General features: G+C 68.0%; 24 protein-coding genes. 11 read left to right on the forward strand and 13 right to left on the reverse strand.

What is annotated here, in order from left to right; genetic code table 11:
- The first annotated feature begins 210 nt into the window (after window positions 1–210).
- Window positions 211–996, forward strand: a complete 786-nt coding sequence (locus IFT65_RS01715) for a DeoR/GlpR family DNA-binding transcription regulator (RefSeq protein WP_192079647.1) — start codon at window positions 211–213, stop codon at window positions 994–996.
- Between the two features lie 22 nt (window positions 997–1,018).
- A complete protein-coding gene (locus IFT65_RS01720) occupies window positions 1,019–2,182 on the forward strand; it encodes an MFS transporter (protein WP_192079649.1) in 1,164 nt (387 codons plus the stop codon).
- 165 nt (window positions 2,183–2,347) lie between these two features.
- Here IFT65_RS01720 and IFT65_RS01725 read toward each other — a convergent pair whose 3' ends face one another.
- Window positions 2,348–2,635, reverse strand: a complete 288-nt coding sequence (locus IFT65_RS01725; protein WP_192096201.1) for a DUF3817 domain-containing protein — start codon at window positions 2,633–2,635, stop codon at window positions 2,348–2,350.
- Window positions 2,636–2,797: 162 nt separating this feature from the next.
- Between IFT65_RS01725 and mdcA the strand changes: the two genes are divergently transcribed.
- The 9 genes from mdcA to IFT65_RS01770 all read left to right on the forward strand — a co-directional run bounded on the left by mdcA (window position 2,798) and on the right by IFT65_RS01770 (window position 11,042).
- Window positions 2,798–4,441: a malonate decarboxylase subunit alpha gene (gene mdcA / locus IFT65_RS01730; RefSeq protein ID WP_192079653.1), complete on the forward strand. Its 1,644-nt coding sequence runs from the start codon at window positions 2,798–2,800 to the stop codon at window positions 4,439–4,441.
- Window positions 4,442–4,453: 12 nt separating this feature from the next.
- Entirely contained in the window at window positions 4,454–4,777 is a 324-nt protein-coding gene (gene mdcC, locus IFT65_RS01735) for a malonate decarboxylase acyl carrier protein (protein WP_192079655.1), read from the forward strand.
- Window positions 4,774–5,670, forward strand: a complete 897-nt coding sequence (locus IFT65_RS01740; RefSeq protein ID WP_192079657.1) for a biotin-independent malonate decarboxylase subunit beta — start codon at window positions 4,774–4,776, stop codon at window positions 5,668–5,670. The genes mdcC and IFT65_RS01740 overlap by 4 nt, the downstream gene beginning before the upstream one ends.
- A complete protein-coding gene (gene mdcE, locus IFT65_RS01745; RefSeq protein ID WP_192079659.1) occupies window positions 5,667–6,371 on the forward strand; it encodes a biotin-independent malonate decarboxylase subunit gamma in 705 nt (234 codons plus the stop codon). The genes IFT65_RS01740 and mdcE overlap by 4 nt, the downstream gene beginning before the upstream one ends.
- A gap of 3 nt (window positions 6,372–6,374) precedes the next feature.
- Window positions 6,375–7,028, forward strand: coding sequence for a malonate decarboxylase holo-[acyl-carrier-protein] synthase (mdcG, locus tag IFT65_RS01750; protein WP_192079661.1), 654 nt, complete (start codon window positions 6,375–6,377; stop codon window positions 7,026–7,028).
- On the forward strand, window positions 7,025–7,885 hold the full coding sequence (mdcB, locus tag IFT65_RS01755) for a triphosphoribosyl-dephospho-CoA synthase MdcB (RefSeq protein ID WP_192079663.1): 861 nt from the start codon (window positions 7,025–7,027) through the stop codon (window positions 7,883–7,885). Before mdcG ends, mdcB begins: the two co-directional genes overlap by 4 nt.
- Window positions 7,882–8,799, forward strand: a complete 918-nt coding sequence (mdcH, locus tag IFT65_RS01760) for a malonate decarboxylase subunit epsilon (RefSeq protein ID WP_192079665.1) — start codon at window positions 7,882–7,884, stop codon at window positions 8,797–8,799. Before mdcB ends, mdcH begins: the two co-directional genes overlap by 4 nt.
- Before the next feature lie 88 nt (window positions 8,800–8,887).
- On the forward strand, window positions 8,888–10,234 hold the full coding sequence (locus IFT65_RS01765) for an SLC13 family permease (RefSeq protein WP_192079667.1): 1,347 nt from the start codon (window positions 8,888–8,890) through the stop codon (window positions 10,232–10,234).
- Window positions 10,235–10,322: 88 nt separating this feature from the next.
- Entirely contained in the window at window positions 10,323–11,042 is a 720-nt protein-coding gene (locus IFT65_RS01770; RefSeq protein WP_192079669.1) for a GntR family transcriptional regulator, read from the forward strand.
- Between the two features lie 61 nt (window positions 11,043–11,103).
- Here the strand turns inward: IFT65_RS01770 and IFT65_RS01775 are convergent, their stop codons facing one another.
- The 12 genes from IFT65_RS01775 to IFT65_RS01830 all read right to left on the reverse strand — a co-directional run bounded on the left by IFT65_RS01775 (window position 11,104) and on the right by IFT65_RS01830 (window position 21,941).
- Window positions 11,104–13,020, reverse strand: a complete 1,917-nt coding sequence (locus tag IFT65_RS01775; RefSeq protein WP_342029574.1) for a response regulator — start codon at window positions 13,018–13,020, stop codon at window positions 11,104–11,106.
- Complete coding sequence (locus IFT65_RS01780; RefSeq protein WP_192079671.1) at window positions 13,007–13,879, reverse strand: HAMP domain-containing sensor histidine kinase; 873 nt, start codon at window positions 13,877–13,879, stop codon at window positions 13,007–13,009. Before IFT65_RS01780 ends, IFT65_RS01775 begins: the two co-directional genes overlap by 14 nt.
- Complete coding sequence (locus IFT65_RS01785) at window positions 13,876–14,895, reverse strand: ATP-binding protein (RefSeq protein ID WP_192079673.1); 1,020 nt, start codon at window positions 14,893–14,895, stop codon at window positions 13,876–13,878. Before IFT65_RS01785 ends, IFT65_RS01780 begins: the two co-directional genes overlap by 4 nt.
- Window positions 14,886–15,287 (reverse strand): ATP-binding protein, encoded by a 402-nt coding sequence (locus IFT65_RS01790; protein WP_192079675.1) that lies wholly within the window; start codon window positions 15,285–15,287, stop codon window positions 14,886–14,888. The genes IFT65_RS01785 and IFT65_RS01790 overlap by 10 nt, the downstream gene beginning before the upstream one ends.
- Window positions 15,284–15,646: an STAS domain-containing protein gene (locus IFT65_RS01795; protein ID WP_188327103.1), complete on the reverse strand. Its 363-nt coding sequence runs from the start codon at window positions 15,644–15,646 to the stop codon at window positions 15,284–15,286. The genes IFT65_RS01790 and IFT65_RS01795 overlap by 4 nt, the downstream gene beginning before the upstream one ends.
- A 1-nt stretch (window position 15,647) precedes the next feature.
- On the reverse strand, window positions 15,648–16,508 hold the full coding sequence (locus IFT65_RS01800) for an STAS domain-containing protein (RefSeq protein ID WP_192079677.1): 861 nt from the start codon (window positions 16,506–16,508) through the stop codon (window positions 15,648–15,650).
- Window positions 16,509–16,676: 168 nt separating this feature from the next.
- A complete protein-coding gene (locus tag IFT65_RS01805) occupies window positions 16,677–18,221 on the reverse strand; it encodes a TerC family protein (protein WP_192079679.1) in 1,545 nt (514 codons plus the stop codon).
- Between the two features lie 44 nt (window positions 18,222–18,265).
- Entirely contained in the window at window positions 18,266–18,493 is a 228-nt protein-coding gene (locus IFT65_RS01810) for a helix-turn-helix transcriptional regulator (RefSeq protein WP_192079681.1), read from the reverse strand.
- Window positions 18,493–18,963, reverse strand: a complete 471-nt coding sequence (locus tag IFT65_RS01815; protein WP_192080115.1) for a DUF2975 domain-containing protein — start codon at window positions 18,961–18,963, stop codon at window positions 18,493–18,495. The genes IFT65_RS01810 and IFT65_RS01815 overlap by 1 nt, the downstream gene beginning before the upstream one ends.
- A 212-nt stretch (window positions 18,964–19,175) precedes the next feature.
- Entirely contained in the window at window positions 19,176–19,910 is a 735-nt protein-coding gene (locus IFT65_RS01820; RefSeq protein WP_192079683.1) for a copper homeostasis protein CutC, read from the reverse strand.
- Entirely contained in the window at window positions 19,907–20,911 is a 1,005-nt protein-coding gene (locus IFT65_RS01825) for a N(4)-(beta-N-acetylglucosaminyl)-L-asparaginase (protein ID WP_192079685.1), read from the reverse strand. Before IFT65_RS01825 ends, IFT65_RS01820 begins: the two co-directional genes overlap by 4 nt.
- A gap of 52 nt (window positions 20,912–20,963) precedes the next feature.
- Window positions 20,964–21,941, reverse strand: a complete 978-nt coding sequence (locus tag IFT65_RS01830; RefSeq protein ID WP_192079686.1) for a glucokinase — start codon at window positions 21,939–21,941, stop codon at window positions 20,964–20,966.
- Window positions 21,942–21,970 lie beyond the last annotated feature (29 nt).

Consider the following 21,970-nt stretch of genomic DNA (forward strand, 5'->3'; position numbering starts at 1 on the left):
GCCGGTGCCGCGTGTAGCCGCCTGGTTCATCGCCTGCGGAAGCGCGCGCGACGAATGCACGAAGCTGCACGAACGTGCACGCTATTACGGCTTTTGGGCTAAGATGACGTGCCCGCCATGCTCTGGATGCCCCATGCGCCCTCTCCCTATGCTGATTGCCCTGCCCGCTGGCGGATGCGGGACGGCCTCGTCGACGACGGCCGCGGCCCGATGAGCGGCCCCGACGCGCTGCCGGGCGAACGCCAGCACTACATCCTGCGCGTGTTGCGCGACGAAGGTCGCGTGCTCGCCGCGCCACTGGCCGCGCATTTCGGCGTGTCGGAAGACTCCATCCGCCGCGACCTGCGTGAGCTGGACCAACGCGGTCTATGCCGTCGCGTCCATGGCGGCGCATTGCCGCTGACGCCTGCGTTTCCGCCCCTGGCCGAGCGACAGCAGCATCAGTCGTCACGCAAACACGCGCTGGCGCTGAGCGCCGTCAGCCTGCTGCAGGCAGGCAACGTCGTCGCACTGGATGCGGGCTCGACCAACAGCGCGATTGCGGCGGCCCTGCCCGGTGACCGCGCCTTGCGCGTGGTGACCAACGCGCCGGACATCGCCCTGGTGCTGATGGGGCGCGGCGACATCGAGGTCACCCTGATCGGTGGACGCCTGGATGCGCGCTCCGGCGCAGTGCTTGGGGCGCAGGCGCTGGAGCAGTTGGCCACGCTGCGGGTCGATGTGGGCTTCATCGGTACCTGCGCCCTGGACAGCGAAGGGGAGGCGTGGGCCATCGACGGCGAGGAGGCCGCTTTCAAGCGCGCGTTGCTGCGCTGCTGTGATCGTTTCGTGGTGGTGGCCATGACGGAAAAACTGGGCGCCGTGGGCGCGCACCGTATCGGCCGGCGTGATCAGGTCGACACCGTGCTGGTCGAAGCCGATGCGCCTGCCGCCTTCATCGACGGCCTGCGCCACCGTGGCGTGGCGGTCCTGCCCTGCCCTGCCACCACTGCCTGACCCCTGCCTGGAAAACGTCACGATGAACGATCTCTCCCGCCCTGCCGCCTTGCGCCAGCAGCACGCTACACGCGCGGTGTTCTTCCTGCCCGGCTTCGCCATCGCGGCGTGGGCGCCGCTGGTGCCGTTCGCCAAGATGCGTACGGGGTTGGACGAGGGCACGCTGGGGCTCGCCCTGCTCTGCCTCGGCGCAGGCTCGCTGCTGGCGATGCCGGTCGCCGGTGCGCTGGCTGCGCGTTTCGGCTGCCGCGCCCTGATGTTGGCCACGCTGGCACTGGCTTGCCTGGCGCTGCCCTTTCTCGCCGTGGCACCGAATGCCTTTGCGCTGGCTGGCGCGTTGTTCGTGTTTGGTGCGGGCGTGGGGGCCTGCGACTGCGTCATGAACCTGCAGGCGGTCATGGTGGAGCGCGATGCACAGCGGCCGATGATGTCGGGCTTCCACGCGTTCTACAGCATCGGCGGCGCGGTGGGTGCAGCGGCGATGACGGCGCTGCTCGCGCTGGGTGCGGCGCCGTGGGTCGGCGCGTGCCTGCTCGTCGCGGTGATGGGGGTGGTCATCCTGCTGGCCGCGCCGCACTGGCGCCGTGAGCGCGCCCCCGGTGATGCGCCGATGTTCGCCATCCCGCGCGGGGTGGTGCTGCTGATCGGCGCCCTGTGCTTCGTCGCCTTCCTGTGCGAAGGGGTCATGCTGGACTGGAGCGCGGTGTTCCTGCATGAAGTGCAGGCGGTGCCGGCGGGTCGCGCAGGGCTCGGCTTCCTGGTGTTTTCGGTGGCGATGACCGTCACCCGCCTGTTCGGTGACCGGGTGGTCGCCCGGCTGGGCGCCCTGCGTGCGGTATTGGCGGGGGCGGCACTCGGCGCGGGGGGACTGCTGATGGCCACGTTCGCCGACACGCTGCCGCTGGCGTTGTCGGGCTACGCGTTGGTGGGCCTGGGGTGCGCGAACATCGTGCCGGTGCTGTTCACCCTTGCCGGCAACCAGAAGGCCATGCCGGAAAGCCTGGCGATTCCGGCGGTGACCACGCTGGGCTATGCGGGCGTACTGGCCGGACCGGCGCTGGTCGGGTTTGTCGCGCACCTGAGCAGCCTGGTGGTCGCCTTCGTACTGGTCGCCATCGCCCTGCTGCTGGTCGGCGTCGGCGCGCGCGCGATCGGTGCGGGCTCACGGCGCGGGCCGCAGCGGTAGCGCCGAGCCGTGCTCGGCGGCTGTTGGTTCTGTGCCCCGGAAACACTCCGCCGAGCATGGCTCGGCGCTACCGGGGGCGCGTCTCGCGTCGGTACCTGTGCCCGCCGAGCGTGGCTCGGCGCTACCCGTGCGGGGCGTGCGGGGCGTGCGGGGCGTCCGCTGGCGTTATCGGAGCAGGCCGCGGCGGCGGAACCACCATTCCAGCGGCAATGTGGCCAGCGGTGGCACGGCCGCGACGATGGCGAGCAGCGTAGCCCACCACGGCCAGCGCAGTCGCAGCGCAGCGACCACGGTCACGGCCAGATAGGCCATGAATGCCACGCCGTGCAGCCGGCCGAACCACCACACCACCGACTCGGTGGCCTGCGGGCCGTATTTCAACCACATGCCCAGCAGGAGGCCGGCCCACGTAAGGGCCTCGAAAAACGCCGTCCAGGCGAAAACGCGGCCCATCGGACTGATCGGGGGTAAAGGCTTCAACAGGAACTCCAGGGCCGCTTGCAGGAATACGGATGATACGCATCCGCAGCCGATGCTCATGCTGCACCGACGCTTGCAGGCTCTGGAATCCGGTGATAGCGTCGTAATTACTCCGTAATTACAAAGGTCATCGGCATGACCCGTGTCTGGAATACCCTTGAGCAGCAGCGCCAGGAGCGCCTGCAACGCGCCGCCCAGGCCGGCTTGGCGCGCGAGGTGCCGCACGCCCGCGTTATCGACCTGTTCGAAGCCGTCATCGAGCCCGGTGACCGCGTCTGTCTGGAAGGCAACAACCAGAAGCAGGCCGACTTTCTGGCCGAATCGCTGGCCCAGCTCAATCCGGAACGGGTGCGCGACCTGCACATGGTGCAGTCCGTACTCTCCCTGCCCTCGCATCTGGACGTGTTCGAGCGCTGCATCGCCAAGCGCCTGGATTTCTCCTTCTCCGGTCCACAGGGCGGTCGCCTTGCGGGTCTGGTGGCTGAAGGACGCATCGACATCGGCGCGATCCATACCTATCTGGAACTGTTCGGCCGCTACTTCATCGACCTCACTCCGAAAGTCGCCCTGATCGCTGCCCAGGCAGCGGACCGCCATGGCAATCTCTATACGGGTCCAAACACCGAAGACACCCCGGTCATCGTCGAAGCCACTGCCTTCCGCGGCGGCATCGTCATCGCCCAGGTCAACGAGATCGTCGACACCCTCCCCCGCGTCGACATCCCGGCGGACTGGGTCGATTTCGTGACCCTCGCGCCGCGCCCCAACTACATCGAACCGCTGTTCACCCGCGATCCGGCACAGATCTCCGAGATCCAGGTGCTGATGGCGATGATGGCGATCAAAGGCATCTACGCGGAGTACGGGGTGCAGCGCCTCAACCATGGCATCGGCTTCGATACTGCGGCGATCGAACTGCTGCTGCCCACGTACGGCGAATCGCTGGGGCTGAAAGGCAAGATCGGCAGTCACTGGGCACTCAATCCGCATCCGGCGCTGATCCCGGCCATCGAATCCGGCTTCGTCAAATCCGTGCATTCGTTCGGCTCGGAACTGGGCATGGAGAAGTACATCCAGGCGCGTCCCGATGTGTTCTTCACCGGTGCCGACGGCAGCATGCGCTCCAACCGCGCGTTCTCGCAGACCGCCGGCCTGTATGCCTGCGACATGTTCATCGGATCCACCCTGCAGATCGACCTGCAGGGCAACAGTTCCACCGCCACGCGCGACCGCATCGCCGGCTTCGGCGGCGCGCCCAACATGGGATCGGATGCACGTGGCCGTCGCCACGCCAGTCCGGCCTGGCTGAAGGCGGGCGCGGAAGCGGCACTGCCCGGCCAGATGCCGCGCGGTCGCAAACTGGTGGTGCAGATGGTGGAAACCTTCCGCGAACACATGGCGCCGGCCTTCGTCGACCGGCTGGATGCCTGGGAGCTGGCCGAGCGCGCGAACATGCCCCTGCCGCCGGTGATGATCTACGGCGACGACGTGACCCACATCCTGACCGAGGAAGGCATCGCCAACCTGCTGCTGTGCCGCACCCCGGAAGAACGCGAACAGGCGATACGCGGTGTCGCCGGCTACACCGCCGTGGGCATGGGCCGCGACAAAGCGATGGTGGAGAACCTGCGCGACCGCGGTGTGATCCGCCGCGCCGAGGACCTGGGCGTACGCAGCCGCGACGCCACGCGCGATCTGCTCGCCGCGCGCTCGATCAAGGATCTCGTGCACTGGTCCGGCGGCCTGTACGACCCGCCCAAACGCTTCCGCAACTGGTAAGGGACAGCATCCATGGAAACCCTCCGTTATCGTTTTCCCGGTGAGCGCCTGCTGGGCGCCGCCGATCTGCACGCCCTGGTCGGCGTGGTCGCCTCGGGCAATCTGGAAGTACTGGTCGAAGCGGTGCCGCTTGATGGCCATATGGAGATCGACGTGATCACCTCGGCCCGCGGCTTCGGTGAGATCTGGCAGGCGGTGCTGGCCGACTTCGCCGCACGCCATCCGCTGCGCGATGTCCGACTGTCCATCAATGATGCGGGGGCGACGCCGGCCGTGGTGAGCCTGCGCCTGCAGCAGGCACTGGAAGCGCTCGACGAGCGGGGACAGCAGCCATGAGCCAGCGCAGTTACTACGAAGCCGATGCCCGCGAGCGCATCGCTGGCCTGCTCGATGCCGGCAGCTTCACCGAGTACTACGGTCCGCGCCGACGCACGATCAGCCCGCATCTGGCCCAGCTGGACGTGCCCGGGGCGTTCGACGATGGCATCGTCGTCGGCGCAGGCACAGTGCGGGGCCGCGCGGTGCTGGTGGCCGCGCAGCAGGGCGCCTTCATGGGCGGCGGCGTGGGCGAAGTGCATGGCGCCAAACTGACCGGCCTGCTGGAACGCGCCCGCAGCGAGCGCCCGGACGCGGTGCTGCTGCTGCTGGACAGCGGTGGTGTGCGCTTGCACGAGGCCAACGCGGGCCTGATTGCGATTTCCGAGATCATGCGCGCCGTGCTGGCGACACGTGCGGAAGGCATCCCGGTGCTGGCGCTGGTCGGCAGCGGGAACGGGGCCTTCGGTGGCATGGGCATCGTTGCCCGCTGCTGCACCGCGGTGCTGATGTCCGAAGAAGGCCGCTTGTCACTGTCCGGCCCTGAAGTCATTGAAACGGTGCGGGGCGTGGAAGAGTTCGACTCGCGCGACCGCGCCCTGGTGTGGCGCGTCACCGGCGGCAAGCACCGTTACCTCATCGGCGAGGCAGACCAGCTGGTCGCCGACCGGATGGACGCGTTCGTCGACGCCGCTGTGGCGGCCCTCGATGCCGGCGATGCGGCAGGAACCGACGACCCGCTTGCGTCGCTGGAGCAGGCCCAGCGCAAGCTGGAGGCACGCATCGCCGCCTATGGCGCGTGCCGCGATGGCCTGGAGATCTGGACCCTGCAGGGCATCGCCCATCCCGAGCGACTGCCCCTGCTCGATACCCCCGCCTTCCTCGATGCGGTTGCCGCGCGGAGCCTGCCATGAAGCTCGATCAGCTGCTGCCTGCCCTGTTCCCGGGCGGCCACGCCATTGCCCGCAACGATGACGTACTGACCGGAACCGCCACCACCGGCGTGGGCGAGGTCACGGTCATCGGCACCGCCAACAAGCTCGAGGTGGGCGTTGATCACGCGCTGGCGCTCTCGGCCTGCGTCCTGGCCAGCACCCGTGCGCATCCGCAGCGCCCCATCGTGATGCTGGTCGATACGGCGGGCCAGCGGCTGGCGCGCCGCGATGAACTGCTGGGCATCAACGGGTGTTTCGCGCACCTCGCGCGCAGCCTGGAGCTCGCGCGTCGGCGCGGTGCGCCGTTGGTCAGCCTGGTGTATGGCGAATCCGTGAGTGGAGGATTTCTGTCCTTCGGCCTGATGGCGGACCGCATCTTCGCGCTTCCCGAGGCCCAGGTCCGGGTGATGGATCTGCGTGCGATGGCGCGGGTCACCAAGCAGCCGCTGGAGAAGCTGAAGGCGTTGAGCACCAGCTCCCCGGTGTTCGCGCCCGGCGTCGACAACTATGTGCGGATGGGCGCGGTGGAAGCGGTGTGGGAGGGCGATCTTGCGGTCGCGCTGGAGGCAGCGCTCGCCGCGCCACCGACCCGCGACCTGCGCCGCGAACGCGGTCTGCAACGCGGCGGACGCCTGCTGGCACACGACGTCGCCCGCGCCGTCGCGGCGGGTGAGGCCTGAGCCATGCGGCGCCACGATCTGGCCTGGATCGACCCGCAGGCGGACTTCACCGCGCTGACCCCGCAGGCCGAAGCCCGTCTGCGCGCCTGGTTGCGGGCACGACTGCCGGTGGTCATTGCGCGACGCGATCCGGCAACCGATGGCGATCAGCTGCGGCTGGGCGTGCCCTTGCCACTGGCCGAACAGCGCCAGCGCCTGGCCTTGCGCGCGCCGCGCGGTGCGGTCCTGCGCCACGCGCCGCCGCCGTCGCTGCCGGCGGTGCTGGAAACCTGCAGCGGCAGCTGGCGGCCCGCCCTGCACGCGCTGCATCAGCAGTGCAGCGGACGGGGGCTGGCACCGCGCGTGTTCGGCAGCCACGGCTGGCAGGCAGTCACCGGACGTGAGTACGTACATCCTGGCTCGGACCTCGACCTGCTGTGGGAGGTCGACGATCAGCATGCCGCGACAGCGATCTGCACGCTGTTGCAGCACTGGGAATCCGTGCATCGGCTGCGTGCCGATGGCGAATTGCGATTCGCCGGTGGACAGGCGGTGAACTGGCGCGAATACGCCAGCGATGCACCGCGGGTGCTGGTGAAGGCCGATGCGGCCTGCTGGCTGGCGACGCGCGACGCGCTGGGCGCAGATGCGTGCGCCGACAGGCGTCAGCCTGCATGAACGCGCTCGCGATCCCCTGCCCTTCCCCCTTTCCGCGCGCACCCGCGCACCGGCTGGGCCGCATGGCCATCGCCGCGCTGCACGCCGAGCTGGCCTGCAGTCCGAAACCCGGCCTGGTGACCCCCTTCAGTCGTGGCAGTCACCGCGACATGGATGCCGGCACCTTCATGCGCAGCCTGTTCGCGCTGCGCGGTTATTTCGTGGCGATCGCCGCACAGGGCCCCACCGCGCAGCGATTCGCGTCGCTGCGACAGCTCGGCCTCAGCGCGGAGCAGGCAATGGGCGCAGCGACCGGCGGCATCAACACCCACCGCGGGGCCATCTTCAGCCTGGGCCTGCTGGTCGCACACGCGTCGCGGCTGTACGTCCAACAGGGTCGCCCGGCCCCGGCCGAGACGGTGTGCGCCGATGTTGCACGGTGGCGCGATGACCTGCTGGACGCCCCCTTGGACCCGCGCAGTCCGGGACAGCGTGCGCGTGCCCTGCACGGCGTCGCCGGTGTCCGCGAACAAGCCGCCGCTGGATTTCCCCTGCTGCAGGGGGTCGGAGTGCCAGCGCTCCGCGCGGCCTTGGCCGACGGGCTGGATCCCGCAACCGCGCACGTGCAGACCCTGATGCAACTGATCGCAGTGGCGGACGACCTCAACCTGCTGCATCGCGGCGGACGTGAGGGATTGGCGTTCGCGCAGGCGAGCGCACGGGAGTTCCTGGCCAGCGGAGGCGTCCATGCGGCGGGCTGGTCGGCGCGCCTGCGGCACCTCGGCCATGCATTCGAGCAGCGTCGGTTGAGCCCTGGCGGCAGCGCAGACCTGCTTGCCTGCAGCGTGTTCCTGCTGATGCAGGAGCGCATGCCATGACGCTCGCGCTCCTGTGCCCCGGCCAGGGTGGGCAACAGCCCGGCATGTTCGATCGCCTTGCCGCGTCGGCGGCCGCCGCGCCGATGCTGGAGGTGCTTGCGCAGCTGCTTGGTGCGGCACCGGCCACGCTGGCGGCGGACCCGGACCGGTTCCGCAATGCCATGGCTCAGCCTCTGGTCTGTGCAGCGGCGCTGGGCCATTGGCTCGCCCTTCGGGATCACCTCCCTCCCCCACGGGTGGTGGCCGGCTACAGCGCGGGCGAACTCGCCGCCCACGCGGTGGCTGGCAGCCTGGAGCCGGCGCAGTGCCTGCAACTGGCCATCGACCGCGCGGCGGCCATGGACGCCGCAGCGCCCGCCGACGGCGGACTGCTGGCGGTGATCGGGCTGGAGCGCGGCGTCATCGACGCGCTGTGCCGCGACCACGGTGTCTTCGTCGCCATCGTCAACGGCGACGACCACGTCGTGCTGGGGGGGCAACGCCCTGCGCTGGATGCGCTGCAGGCCGCAGCCGAATCCCGTGGCGCGCGCAGCGTGCCGCTGCCGGTGTCGGTGCCGGCGCACACCCCTTTGCTGGCCAGCGCGGCGGCGGCGTTCGCCCAGCGTCTTGCGGTGACCGGGCTGCATGCGCCGCGCACGCGGTTGTTGGCCGGCATCGACGGTCGCAGCGTGGTCACCGTGGAACAGGTCCGCCGATCACTGGCGAAGCAGATCGAACAGACCGTGCAGTGGCAGACGGTCATGCAGCAGGCCGTCGAACACGGTGCCCGCGTGTTCCTGGAGCTCGGCCCGGGCAGTGCATTGAGCCGGCGCGCCCGTGAGCTGCATCCGCAGCTGCAGGCACGCTCGGTGGAAGAGTTCCACACGCTGGAGGGCGTGCTGGAGTGGGTGCAGGCGGCCTGTGCGCGCGCATGAGCGCACGCACCGGTCAGAACGTACACGCAGTACCCCTGGATGGCGGGCCGCCATCCGAGCTGGTTGACCAGGTGTCTCGGGAGGGCGCATGAGTCCAGAAATCGCAACGATCATCGGACTGGTGATCATGTTCATCGTGGCCACGGCCCTGCCCATCAACATGGGCGCCGTCGGCTTTGCATTGGCGTTCATCGTCGGCGGCATCTGGGTCGGGATGGACGGAAAGGAAGTGCTGGCCGGCTTCCCGGGTGACCTGTTCCTGACCCTGGTCGGCATCACGTATCTGTTCGCGATCGCGCAGAAGAACGGCACCATCGACCTGCTGGTGCATTGGGCAGTGAAAGCCGTGCGCGGCCACATCGTGGCCATCCCCTGGGTGATGTTCGTGGTCACCGCGGTGCTGACGGCCTTCGGCGCCCTGGGCCCCGCTGCGGTCGCGATCATCGGGCCGGTCGCGCTGCGCTTTGCCAAGCAGTACCGGATCAATCCGCTGATGATGGGCCTGCTGGTGATCCATGGCGCGCAGGCCGGCGGTTTCTCGCCGATCAGCGTGTACGGTGGCATCACCAACCAGGTCGTGCAGAAGGCCGGGCTGGAAGTCACGGAAATGGCCGTGTTCCTGACCAGCCTGGGCTTCAACACCCTGATGGCCTTCATCTGCTTCTTTGCGTTCGGCGGCATCGCGCTGATGCGCCGCGGACCCGAGCTTGCAGCCGAGCCGATGGTCGCCGGCGTGCAGGCTTCGTCGCGGCAGTTCGCCATTGAAGGCCATGGCGCGGTGGTCAGTGCCGGCGGTGGCACGCTGTCCAACGATCCCCTGGCACTGGAAGAGGTGCGGCTCAACCGCGACCGCCTGATCACCTTGATCGGCCTGCTCGGCCTGGGTGTTGCCGCACTGGTCTACGACCTCAACGTGGGCCTCGTCGCGATCACCGTAGCGGTGGCCATTGCGTTGGCTTCGCCGAGTGCACAGAAGGGCGCGGTGGATGGCATCAGCTGGTCGACGGTGCTGTTGATCAGCGGTGTGGTCACCTACGTTGCGGTACTGCAGAAGGCCGGTGCGGTCGATTTCGTGGGCCATGGCGTGGGCGCCATCGGCATCCCGCTGCTCGGCGCGCTGCTGGTCTGCTACGTGGGTGGCATCGTCTCGGCATTCGCCTCGTCGGCTGCCGTGTTGGGGGCCACCATCCCGTTGGCGGTGCCGTTCCTGATGCAGGGCCATCTCAGCGCGGCGGGTGTGATCTGTGCGCTGGCGGTCTCCTCAACGGTGGTGGATGTCAGCCCGTTCTCGACCAATGGCGCGCTGGTGGTGGCATCGGCCGCGAAGGAAGAACGCGAAGCCCTGTTCCGCCGCTTCCTGGTGTACAGCGGGCTGGTCGTGGCCTTCGGTCCGCTGCTGGCATGGCTGTTGTTCGTGGTGCCGGGCTGGATGTAAGGCCCACCGGTGCATCGAGGGTGGCGCAACCGCGTCACCCTCGGTGGCAGCGATTAAACTATCCCTTCCTGCATTCGATCACCTGACCATGCCCTTGGCCCCCGGCCCCCGCAGAAGCAACCGTCGCGTGCCGCTCTACGAAGAAGTCGCCGAACAGCTGCGGCAGAAGATCTACGACTATCTGCTGCCACCGGGTGAGTGGATCGACGAACCGGCGCTGGCGGAAGAGCTGGGCATCAGCCGTACGCCGCTGCGCGAAAGCCTGAAGCTGCTGGCTGCCGAAGGCCTGGTGCAGATCGATGCGGGTCGTGGCAGCCGGGTGACGCGGCTCACGCTGGAAGACCTGAATCAACTGTTCCCGGTGATGGCGATGCTGGAAGGCCGCTGCGCGCACGACGCGGTGCGGCGCATCGACGATGACGGCATCGCGCACCTGCAGGCACTGCACGACGCCATGGAAAGTGCTGCGGCAAGCGGCGACCTGGCGGAGTACTACCGCAACAACTACCTGATCCACGAATCGTTGCAGACCCATGCCGGCAACCCCTGGCTTATCCGGGTGACCCATGATCTGCACCGCATCCTGAAGATGCACCGGGGCCGGCAGTTGCTGACGCCCGGGCGCATGGCCCAGTCCTTGGCCGAGCATCGCGAACTGATGGCCTGCATCAGCCGCCGCGACGCGCAGGCGGCGGAAGCAACGATGAACCGTCACCTGCTCAGCCAGGGTGAAGCACTGGCCGCCTATGTGGCCGCAGGGGGGCAACTCAATGTGCCCGCCCCGCTGCCACGCGAAGGCGGCATCTGAAGGGTAGTGACGGCCGCTGGCCGTCAAGCTCCCGCTGGCCGTCAAGTGTCCAACCTGGCCGTCAGCGCAAGGCGACACTCACCGCACGCAGCAGCTCGGACAGGTTGAACGGCTTCGGCAGCAATGCCATGCCCGGCCCCAGGAACTCATTGCGGACCGTCGCGCGCTCGGTATAGCCGGTGATGAACAGCACCGGCAGGCGTGGCCTGAGTTCCCGCGCGGCATCGGCCAACTCGCGTCCATTCATGCCCGGCAGGCCGACATCGGACAGCAGCAGTGCGATGCTGTCGTCATCGCGCAGTTCGCGCAGCGCCTGGCGTGCATCACCTACGGCCACCACGTCATAGCCGGCCTCGCGCAGCATGTCCTGCACCATCTGACGCACAGAGTCGGTATCGTCCACCACCAGCACGCGCTCCAGCCGTCCGCTGGGTGTATCGCGGTGCGCGTCCACCGGCAGTATCCGCGCGGCATCGCCCAACGGCAGCAGCAGCTCCACTTCGGTACCCACGCCGGGCTCGCTGCTGATGCGCGCCACGCCGCCACTCTGTCGTGCAAAACCATACGTCATCGACAGGCCCAGCCCGGTGCCCTCGCCCTGCGGCTTGGTGGTGAAGAAGGGCTCGAACACCTTCTTCAGCAGATGCGCCTCGATGCCACTGCCGTTGTCCATCACCTTGACGCTGATGTAGTCACCGGCCGCCAATGCGTAATCGCCGTCCACCCGCGCGCGCTCGCCGCGGATGCGGATCAGCCCGTTTCCGCCCAGCGCATCGCGCGCATTGATCACCAGGTTCAACACCACGCTTTCAAACTGGTTCGGATCGGCCAGCGCGACCAACGGCTCGTCGCCCAGCTCGAACTCGAGCTCGATGTTCTCACCGATGGTCCGCCGCAGCAGGTCTTCCAGCGAGTGGATGCAGGCACTGACATTGAACGGACGCGGATCCAGCGGCTGTTTGCGGGCAAACGCCAGCATGCGCTGGGTCAGCGCCGCCGCGCGCGTGGCGGAACTGGACGCTGCTTCGGTATATCGCCCCAGGCGCTCCAGCTTGCCGGTGCTGGCCGCCAGCTCGATCATGTCCAGGCCGGAAATGATCGTGGTCAACAGGTTGTTGAAATCATGCGCGATGCCGCCGGTCAGCTGGCCCAGCGCATCCATTTTCTGCGCTTGCAGCAGCTCGGCTTCGGTCCGTTCGCGCTCGGCGATCTGGTAGGCCAGTTCGCGGCGCTGTTCGCGGTCGCGCTCATGGTGGGCGGTGATGTCTTCCACCACCACCAGGCCGAGATCCGGCTGTTGATATGGGGTCAGCCGCCACTGGGTCATGCGCGGGTTGCCCGCCGGATTGGGCAGCGCCACGGTGCCTTGCCAGCGTTCGCGCCGATGCAGCGCGTCACGCAGGCCATCGATGAACTCGCCTGCATTGCCCAGCCGTTCCAGCGGCATGCCCGTCGCCGCCTGGCTTCCCAACAGCCGGACGAACGCCTCGTTGGCGTCGTGCACTTTCAGTTCCGCATCCAGCACGGCGATCGGTGCATTGATCTGGCGGAATATCTCGCCGAAACGCGCCTCAGCCTCGCGCAGGGCGTCTTCGGCACGCCGTGCACGCAGCAGGCTGCGCAGTGTGGCGAGCAGCACATCCGGGTCCACCGGGTGCACCAGATAGCCATCCGCGCCGGCATCCAGGCCGGTGATCATGTCACCGGTGCTGATCGAAGCCGCGGACACATGCACGATCGGCAGCAGCGCCGTACGCGGCTGCGCACGCAGTTCGCGCACCACGTCGAAACCGCTCATGTCCGGCAGGTTCACATCCAGCACCAATGCCGCGTAGTCGCGGGCAGCCACGGCATCCAGTCCCTCCTGGCCGGTGCCTGCTTCGTCTACCTGGTAGCCGTGGTGTTCCAGCACGCGCCGCACCGAATAGCGCGTGGCGATGTTGTCGTCCACCACCAGCAGCCGGTCACTCTGCTGCACGGGGCACCTCCGCGCTGGCCACCAGCTTCACCGGCAGCACCACGAAGAACTCCGAGCCCTCCCCCGGCACGCTGTTCATGCCGACATGGCCACCGAGCAGGGTGGCGAAACGCTTGCACAGCGACAGCCCCAGGCCGGTGCCACGCAGGCGCTTCTGCAACGGCGAATCCACCTGCATGAAGTCTTCGAACAAGGCCGCCTGCATGTCGAGGGGGATGCCGATGCCGGTGTCATGCACGCTGAAGCGCACCGCATCGGTTCCCTCCATCTGCGCGGAAACCACCACCCGGCCACGCGGGGTGAACTTCAAGGCATTGGAGATGTAGTTGCGCAGGATCTGCGCCAGCTTCTTGTCATCGGTGTACAGCATCGGCAGCCGCGGCGGGGCGACGAACTCCAGATCGATCTGGTTGCCCTCCAGCAGCGGCCGGAACATGCCGCGCAGCGCGGTGAACAGGTCCATCAGATCGAACCAGCCCGGCGAGATGGTGATCCGCCCCGCCTCGATCTTGGCCAGGTCCAGCAGGTCATCGACCATCTCGCGCAGCTCGCTGGCCGCGTTGCTGATGAAGGTCACCTGCTGCCGCTGGCCGCTGCTCAGCTCGCCGTCCATGCCATCGGTCAACAGCCGGGTCATGCTCAGGATCGACCCCAGCGGGGTGCGGAATTCATGGCTCATGTAGGACAGGAAACGGCTTTTCAGCTCGGACACCTGGCGCAGTTGTTCTGCCTGCTGGTCCAGCTCGCCATACAGCGCCACCACGCCCTGGTTGGTTTCGTCCAGCTCTGCGCGCAGCGCTTCGTTTTCCTGCCGCAGCCGGTCGAGCTCCTGCGGGTCCGGCACATCGTTGACGGTCATTCAAACACTCCTGCACGCAGCGCGACGACGCAGACATCGTCGCGACCACGATCAAAATCACGGTGCAGCACGGCCACCACCAACGCGGGGTGGCGATGCTGCAGCCCCGGGTAATCACGCATGCTCCAACGGGCCTGCAGCCCGTCGCTGTGCATCACCATCAGCGTGCCAGCCGGTGCGTGAAGGGCAAATGCCTGGGCCTTGCGGTACTGCACGCCGACGATGCCGGGCATGGAGGCCATGCCGCGCGACGTGTCGGCGATCAGCAGGCTGCCGGCGATGTTGCCCACGCCGGCGAAGTCGATCGCGCCGCTGTCCAGCGACAGGCAGGCCACGGCCGCCGCTCCCCCGCGCGAGCCGGAAAGCCCGGCATGCAGGCGTGCGATGCGATCCACGGCACCCTCGCCCGCTGGCGCCAGCGCTGACGCGCGCACCCCGGCTTCAGACGCCGCGGCGGCCAGGACGCCGTGGCCCAGCCCGTCGATCATGGTCAAGGTCAGCTGGCGGGCCTGCACCTGCAGGTGCCATGCATCGCCGCAGGCGTCTTCGTGCTTGATCGGCAGGCGGACGGCACCGTAGGCAAGGTCCGCATTGCGTGGGGCGCGCTCGGCATGGATGCGTGCGAGCACGACCGTGCCGCGGTCATCGCTCCACACGTCCATGACCCGTGACTGACGGGCGATCACGCCCATGCCCAGACCTTGGCTGCCACCGGTCGAGTAGCCATCCTGCAGGGCCTGCGCGAGCACGAACCCCGGGCCGCGATCAATCGTGCACAGCTCCACGCCAGGGCCGTCGTGGCCGGCGATCACGGAAAGATACATGCGGCCACCGCCGCCATGGCGCCACAGATTCGTGGCCAGTTCGGTGGCGGCCAGCGCAACGCGTCCGGCATCCCCCTCGTTGAATCCAGCCTGGCTCGCCAGCGACAGCGCTTCGCGTCGTGCCTGGCCGACCTGGGTGGTTTCTTCGATGGTGACAACGCGGGTGACAGGGCCGGAAAAGTTCAGGTCCATTTGGTGATCGTGACCCGTGTGCCTTCACCGGGCGCGCTGTCCAGCGCGAAATCATCCACCAGTCGCCGCGACCCGGACAGGCCGAGGCCCATTCCGGAACCCGACGACCAGCCGTCGGTGAGTGCCTTCACCTGGTCCGGGATGCCCGGTCCCTGGTCGGCGAATACCAGCTGGATGCCTTTGCGGACGCCGCGCTCGACGGTGGTCCAGTGCATGTCGCCACCGCCGCCGTAGATCACCGCATTGCGTGCCAGCTCGCTGGCGGCCGTGACCAGCTTGGTCTGGTCGACCAGTCGCAGACCGAACGCCACGGCCAGCTGGCGGACCGTCTGCCGGGCCACGACCACGTCCTGTTCGATGCGCACGGGAATGGAACCGCTGTCGGCGATCATGAGTCGGCGTCGCGTTGCTGGAGCAGCTTCATCCCGCGCTCGACGTTCAGCGCGGTACGCACACCGCGCAGGTCCAGGCCCAGCTCCACCAGGGTGATCGCCACCGCCGGCTGCATGCCCACCACCACGGTGGTCGCATCCATGATGCGGGCCAGTGCGGAGATCGTCGAAATCATGCGGCCGATGAACGAGTCGACGATATCCAGCGCCGAAATGTCGATCAGCACGCCACGTGCGGAGGTGCGCTGGATCTTCTCGGTGAGGTCATCCTGCAGGGTCAGCGCCAACTGGTCGTGCATGTCCACCTGGATGGTCACCAGCAGCAGATCGCCCATCTGCAGGATCGGGATGCGATCCATCTCAGCCGGCCACCTTGGTCACGGTCTGGCCGGTACGCTTCAGCGCCAGCGCCAACGCATCGGCCAGGTTGGCCTTGGTGACGATGCCCTGCAGGTCCAGCCCCAGGTGCACGATGGTCTGCGCGATCTGCGGACGCACGCCGCTGATGATCGCGTCGGCGCCCATCAGGCGGATGGCGGTGACGGTCTTCAACAGGTGCTGGGCCACCAGGGTGTCCACGGTGGGCACGCCGGTGATGTCGATGATGGCGATTTCCGAACCGGTATCGACGATGCGCTGCAGCAGCGATTCCATCACCACCTGGGTGCGCTGCGAATCCAGCGTGCCGATCATCGGCAGTGCCAGTACGCCTTCCCACAGCTTGACCACCGGCGTCGACAGTTCCAGCATCTCTTCCTGCTGGCGCTGGATCACTTCCTCGCGCGACTTCTGGAACGCCTTGACCGTATGCAGGCCCAGCAGGTCCAGCAGTTCGGACAGCGCCCACATCTGGTCGCCCAGCTGCTGCGGATTGTCCACGAAGCCCGCCTGCACCTGCTCGAACAGCGGGCGCTTGAGCGAGAACACGAACTGCGCGGTCTCCGACGAGTTGAAGCCGCGACGCGCGCGGTCCGCACTCAGCTCTTCAAGGAAACGCCGCAGCGACAGCCACTCCGCTCCCTGCAGAGAGCCCGCATCGGCGGCGGAGATCGCCTGCTGGAACAAGCGCCAGTACTCGCGCAGCTGACCATCCAGCTCCAGCGGTGAAATCCGGTTGTCCAGCCCCTGCCCACCGGCGGCAAGCGTCTGCTGCCACTGCGCGAGGATCTGCTCCTCGTTGCGGCGGATGAGGTCGAGGGTGCGCTGCTGCAATGCCGCCATGAAAGTATCCTGGAATGTTCGGGGGGCGCCTGTACCGACATGCGGTCAAGTCAATCGTCCGTGCCTGACAAGGCGCTGCATGCCTGCATTAACGTCATACGCGGCATTCCCTGTCCAACACAGCCTCGTCATTACGCAATCAGCAATGTGTTCGCGGCGTGAAGATGCTCAGCCGTCGACGGGATCGTTGCGCTGCAAAGAGATGCGTCCCACCCTGCGCTTTTCCACGGACAGAACGCGCAGGCGGACACCGTCGTGCTCGACCACGTCACCCTGCACCGGCATCCGGTCGAGCGCATGCAGCACCAGCCCGGACAGCGTCTGGTAATCGCCCTCACGGGTAAAACGGATGCCTGCATGACGTTGCAGGTCATCCAGCGTCAGCCTGCCGTCGGCCTCCCAGTGGCCCGCGCCGATTTCCTGGATGCCGTACTCCTCGCCCTGCGTATCGGCGAGGTCACCGGCAATGGCGGCCAGCAGGTCGTTGGCGGTCACCAGGCCCTCCACGCCACCGTATTCGTCCACCGCCACCGCCAGCGGCACCGGGTGCTGGCGTATCAGCTCCAGCACCTGCAGCGCGCTGGCCGTGGACGATACGAACTGCGCGTCGCGCAGGCTGGCCTCCAGCTGCAGCGGCCTGCCCTGCAGCAGATTGGCCAGCAGGTCGCGGCTCTGCACCACGCCACGCAGGCGATCCAGGTCGCCGTCTGCGACCAGCAGCCGGGTGTGCGGGCTGGCGATCAGCCGGGCGATCACGTCCTCCTGGCCGCGGCTGATGTCCAGCCACTGCACGTCGGTGCGCACGGTCATCACGCTGGACACCGGTCGCTCGGCCAGTGTCAGCACGCTGCGGATCATGTCCTGTTCGGCCGGCTGCAGACGCTCGCTGGCATCGCCATCGCGGTCCGGATCATCGTCACGCGGCGAGCCGGCATCGCGTGCGCCGAACATGCGCATCACCGCGTCGGCCGTGCGCTGGCGGAACGGGACCAGCTGGGCATCCCGCTCGCGGTTGAAGCCCACCCACTGGTTGAAGGACTCGACCAGGATGGAGAACGCGATCGCGGCATACAGATAGCCCTTCGGAATCTTGAAGCCCAGCCCCTCGGCCACCAGGCTGAAGCCGATCATCAGCAGGAAGCCCAGGCACAGCACCACCACCGTGGGATGCTTGTTGACGAAGCGGGTGAGGGGCTTGCTGGCCAGCAACATCAACGCCATCGCGATGGTGACTGCCGCATACATCACGCCCAGGTTGTCGACCATGCCGACGGCGGTGATCACCGAGTCCAGCGAGAACACCGCATCGAGCACCACGATCTGGGCGACGACGGTGCCGAAGCTTGCATAGACCCGGTTGCCACCGTCCTCATGCGTACGCCCTTCCAGCCGTTCGTGCAGCTCCATGGTGCCTTTGAACAGCAGGAACAGGCCGCCGGCCAGCAGGATCAGGTCGCGGCCGGAAAAATCATGGCCGAGCACCGCGATCAGCGGCTCGGTGAGTTTCATGATCCACGACAGCGCGGCCAGCAGGACAAGCCGCATCAGCAGCGCCAGCGTCAGCCCGATCACCCGCGCGCGGTCACGCTGATGTGGCGGCAGCTTGTCGGCCAGGATCGCGATGAAGACCAGGTTGTCGATGCCGAGCACGATCTCCAGCACCACCAGGGTTGCAAGCCCCATCCATATCGAGGGGTCAGCCAGCCATTCCATGATTCGTTCTTTTCAGTCGTTGAGGGGGGTGAAGCGTTCGATGCTCAGGGGCCATCGTCCTGCGCGCGCGCCGGATCGTGGCCCAGCAGGTCGCCTGGCGTGCAGCGCAGCTCGCGGCAGATCGCATCCAGGGTGGAAAAACGAATCGCGCGCGCCTTGCCGGTCTTCAGTATCGACAGATTGGCCAGGGTGATGTCGATGCGCCCGGCCAGCTCGGACAGGGTCATGCCGCGTTCCAGCAGCATGCGGTCGAGGGTGATGACGATCGCCATCAGACCACGCCGTCCAGGTCCTCGCGCATGGCCGTGCCAACCGCGAACACATGCGCGATCACGAACAGCATCAGGACCGCGATAAGCCCTGTGATGGACATGCCGCCCCCCACTTCCATCCACGCGAACTGCGGGCCCATCCAGCTGGCGTAAAGGCCGATGACGATCGACAGCAGCTCCATCGCCAGCATCAGCCAGGCCATGCGCTGCAGGCGTGTCACGTTGCCGCGTGTGAACGGCTGCTGCTCACGCACCGAGCTCACCAGCCGCTGCAGGTGGCGCAGGAAGACCAGCCCCAAGGCCAACAGCACCACGATCGCCAGCAGGCCGGCGCTGAAGTGCAGCAGCAGATGGGGGACGTCGCCGTGTTCGGCAACGACGCGGGCATCGACTGAATCCAGCAGACGCGCGGGGCGATGGAACACCAGCGGAACAGCACACAGGGCGCCCAGGATGCCCAGCCAGCACATCGCCGTGACGGCGTGGATGGCGGCATGGGTCAGGTTGAAGATACCGCGCGATCTCGGCGCACGGTGGGTACGGCTTGGCACGAAGCCTCCGGCAGATGGTCACCGGAAGAGCGACCCGCCTTATTGATAAACGATAAACGAGGTCGTGTCCAGCGGCCCCGCGCGACGATCCCGTGGCGGGCACTGCCGCGAGGAGGCGCGGCTGCGGGTCGCTACATCCGGTCCAGCGCCGCGCGCAGTGCCGCCACCTGCTCTGTGCCGGACTGCAGGTGGTCCGCCTCCAGCCCGGACAGCGCAGGATTGTAGTGGTGCATCGTGGAGCTGACCCGGACCTTGGCCGAGGCGTGCAGCTCCCGGCAGCCGGTGCGCAGGGCAATCGCCGCGATGCGATCGGCGGTGATGCCCGCACCGGCCATCACCGCGATGCGTCCGTCCGCCTGGTGCACGGTCGCGGCCAGTGCATCGGCGCCCTGCTCCGCCGACGCCTGCCCGCCCGAGCTGAGGACCCGGCTGCAGCCGAGCGCGATCACGTCCTCCAGCGCCCGCGACAGATCGCGGGCGGCATCGAAGGCGCGGTGGAAGGTCACCTGCATGCCGCCTGCCGCTTCGACCAGGCGCTGGCACAAGGGCACATCGACATCGCCATCGGCGGTCAACGCGCCCAGCACCACGCCATCCACGCCCAGCGTCCGGCAGTGCAGGATGTCTTCCCTCATCACCTGCGCTTCCCAGTCGCCGTAGCGGAAGTCGCCGGCCCGCGGCCGGATCAGCACGAACAGCGGCAGCTGCACGCGCTCGCGGGCGACCGCAAGCGTGCCATGCGACGGCGTGAGACCGCCGGACGCAAGATCGGCGAACAGTTCCACACGGTCCGCTCCTCCGGCCTGCGCGGCCAGTGCCGAGCCCACCCCATCGCAGGCGATTTCAAGTACGTGCGCGGCGCTCATGTCTGTTCGCTACGGTAGACCGACGCCGCATCGTGCAAGGCATCCTGGCGCTGCGTATCGCACACCGCGTACACGAACCCACGATGCAGCGCGTAGGCGCCGACATCGCCATCCCGGTTCATCGCCAAGAAACAGACCTGCAGCGTGCGGCTGGCCTCGGGGCGCTTGCGCACGACCCGCGCGATCGCCTCGCGACAGGCCTCGGCCGGACTGCGGCCCTGGCGCATCAGTTCGACCACCAGGAACGAGGCCGCGTTGCGGATCATCTCTTCGCCCACCCCTGAGGCGGTGGCCGCGCCGACCTCGTTGTCGACGTACAGCCCCGCCCCGATGATCGGACTGTCGCCCACGCGGCCCTGCATCTTCCACGCCATGCCACTGGTGGTGCAGGCCCCGGCCAGCCGTCCCTGTGCGTCGAGGGCAAGTATCCCGAGGGTATCGTGGTTGCTGCTGTCGCCCGGAATGCTGCGTCGTTCGGCATTGATCTGTGGCGCGTACTCTGCGGTCTTCTGCCACGCCTTCCAGGCCTTCTCCGCCGCCGGCGTCAGCAGCTTTTCGCGCGGGAAGCCCTGCTCGATCGCGAACTGCCGGGCGCCCTGCCCGACCAGCATCACGTGCGGGGTATGTTCCATCACCCGCCGGGCCACCGACACCGGATGCAGGATGTCCACCAGCGCGGCCACTGAACCGCAGCGGCCATCGCCGTCCATGATGCTCGCGTCCAGGCTGAGGTTGCCATCGCGATCCGGATTGCCGCAGCGTCCCACCGTGGGGTTGCACAGCTCGCTTTCCGCCCAGCGTGCCCCCTGCTCCACCGCGTCGAGTGCACTGCCGCCGGCGGCGAGCGTCTTCCACGCCACCTGGTTGGCACCGACGCCGAAGTCCCAGGTGGACACCACCCTGGCGCCGGCAGCGGGTGCGGACCCGCGTGCGCCACGGGGCAACCCCAGTGCACCGATGGCCAGCGCGCCGGCCTGCAGGAAAGTTCTACGGTCGCTCATGCGGTGTCGCTCCAGATCGCCCATGCCATGCCCGGCCACCGGCCGGGCAGCATCACATCGTATCGCCCTTCCAGGCCGCGGCACCGAGTACGCCCAGCTCGCCGTGCTCGACGCGCCATACCGGCACCTGCTGCAGGACGCTGCCCAGCACGCCCTTGTTGAGGAAGCGCGCCACGAACGGGCTGTCAGCGATGAACGGGGCGATATGCGCGGACACGCCGCCGGCCAGGTAAACCGAGCGCGCGCCGAAGGCAATCGCCAGGTCACCGACGAAGCTGCCCAGCCAGCCGCAGAACACCTGCACGGTCTCGCTCGCAAGCGGATCATCGCCGGCCTTCGCCGCCGCGAGCAGCGAGGCGGTGTCCCGCCAGCGCGGCGACACCGTGCGCAGCACGCACAGGCACTCATAGAGATTGATCATGCCGGTGCCCGACAGCACGCGCTCGTTGTCGACATGCGGCCAGCGCTGCAGCAGCAGGCGCAGTACGTCCAGCTCCAGCGGCGTACCGGCGGCCAGCGCCGAATGCCCGACCTCGCTGGCCAGCACCGGTCGCTCACCGTCGGCGAACCGCAGTGCCGCACCCAGTCCGGTGCCCGGGCCAAGGACCAGCGCAGGCCATGCAGATGCAGCGCCGTCACCGTCATGCAGCGGCACAAGCGCGTCGGCATGCACGTGCGGGATGGCCAGCGCCACCGCTTCGAAGTCGTTGATCAGCTGCAGGTGGTGCAACCCTGCGTCACGCCGCGTGGCCTCGCGCGCCACCGGCCACGGCAGGTTGGCGTTGACCAGGGTGTCGCCCTGCAGCAGACCGGCGATGGCGACCACCGCACGCAGGCCGGCAGGCGGCGCGCTTCCGGCAAACTCGGACAGGATCGCCGCCAGGCTGGGATGGTGCGCGCACTGGTAACGGCGGAACCCGTCTATGTGCGGCGCGGTGCCGTCATCGTTGGCCCACGCCAGGCGGGCATACGTACCGCCGACATCGGCCACGATCAGGGGCGCGGGTGATCCGGCAACGGGAGGCGTCACGGGGGATGGGCCCGACTGTGGGGCCCGGG

The organism is Stenotrophomonas sp. CFBP 13725, assembly GCF_014841935.1.
GTDB lineage: Bacteria > Pseudomonadota > Gammaproteobacteria > Xanthomonadales > Xanthomonadaceae > Stenotrophomonas.

Bases quoted from the DNA above. Each gene is read 5' to 3' on its own strand.
- IFT65_RS01715 (WP_192079647.1), top strand. From the start codon at position 211: ATGAGCGGCCCCGACGCGCTGCCGGGCGAACGCCAGCACTACATCCTG.
- IFT65_RS01720 (WP_192079649.1), top strand. From the start codon at position 1,019: ATGAACGATCTCTCCCGCCCTGCCGCCTTGCGCCAGCAGCACGCTACA.
- IFT65_RS01725 (WP_192096201.1), bottom strand. From the start codon at position 2,635: ATGGGCCGCGTTTTCGCCTGGACGGCGTTTTTCGAGGCCCTTACGTGG.
- mdcA (WP_192079653.1), top strand. From the start codon at position 2,798: ATGACCCGTGTCTGGAATACCCTTGAGCAGCAGCGCCAGGAGCGCCTG.
- mdcC (WP_192079655.1), top strand. From the start codon at position 4,454: ATGGAAACCCTCCGTTATCGTTTTCCCGGTGAGCGCCTGCTGGGCGCC.
- IFT65_RS01740 (WP_192079657.1), top strand. From the start codon at position 4,774: ATGAGCCAGCGCAGTTACTACGAAGCCGATGCCCGCGAGCGCATCGCT.
- mdcE (WP_192079659.1), top strand. From the start codon at position 5,667: ATGAAGCTCGATCAGCTGCTGCCTGCCCTGTTCCCGGGCGGCCACGCC.
- mdcG (WP_192079661.1), top strand. From the start codon at position 6,375: ATGCGGCGCCACGATCTGGCCTGGATCGACCCGCAGGCGGACTTCACC.
- mdcB (WP_192079663.1), top strand. From the start codon at position 7,025: ATGAACGCGCTCGCGATCCCCTGCCCTTCCCCCTTTCCGCGCGCACCC.
- mdcH (WP_192079665.1), top strand. From the start codon at position 7,882: ATGACGCTCGCGCTCCTGTGCCCCGGCCAGGGTGGGCAACAGCCCGGC.
- IFT65_RS01765 (WP_192079667.1), top strand. From the start codon at position 8,888: ATGAGTCCAGAAATCGCAACGATCATCGGACTGGTGATCATGTTCATC.
- IFT65_RS01770 (WP_192079669.1), top strand. From the start codon at position 10,323: ATGCCCTTGGCCCCCGGCCCCCGCAGAAGCAACCGTCGCGTGCCGCTC.
- IFT65_RS01780 (WP_192079671.1), bottom strand. From the start codon at position 13,879: ATGACCGTCAACGATGTGCCGGACCCGCAGGAGCTCGACCGGCTGCGG.
- IFT65_RS01785 (WP_192079673.1), bottom strand. From the start codon at position 14,895: ATGGACCTGAACTTTTCCGGCCCTGTCACCCGCGTTGTCACCATCGAA.
- IFT65_RS01790 (WP_192079675.1), bottom strand. From the start codon at position 15,287: ATGATCGCCGACAGCGGTTCCATTCCCGTGCGCATCGAACAGGACGTG.
- IFT65_RS01795 (WP_188327103.1), bottom strand. From the start codon at position 15,646: ATGGATCGCATCCCGATCCTGCAGATGGGCGATCTGCTGCTGGTGACC.
- IFT65_RS01800 (WP_192079677.1), bottom strand. From the start codon at position 16,508: ATGGCGGCATTGCAGCAGCGCACCCTCGACCTCATCCGCCGCAACGAG.
- IFT65_RS01805 (WP_192079679.1), bottom strand. From the start codon at position 18,221: ATGGAATGGCTGGCTGACCCCTCGATATGGATGGGGCTTGCAACCCTG.
- IFT65_RS01810 (WP_192079681.1), bottom strand. From the start codon at position 18,493: ATGGCGATCGTCATCACCCTCGACCGCATGCTGCTGGAACGCGGCATG.
- IFT65_RS01815 (WP_192080115.1), bottom strand. From the start codon at position 18,963: ATGTGCTGGCTGGGCATCCTGGGCGCCCTGTGTGCTGTTCCGCTGGTG.
- IFT65_RS01820 (WP_192079683.1), bottom strand. From the start codon at position 19,910: ATGAGCGCCGCGCACGTACTTGAAATCGCCTGCGATGGGGTGGGCTCG.
- IFT65_RS01825 (WP_192079685.1), bottom strand. From the start codon at position 20,911: ATGAGCGACCGTAGAACTTTCCTGCAGGCCGGCGCGCTGGCCATCGGT.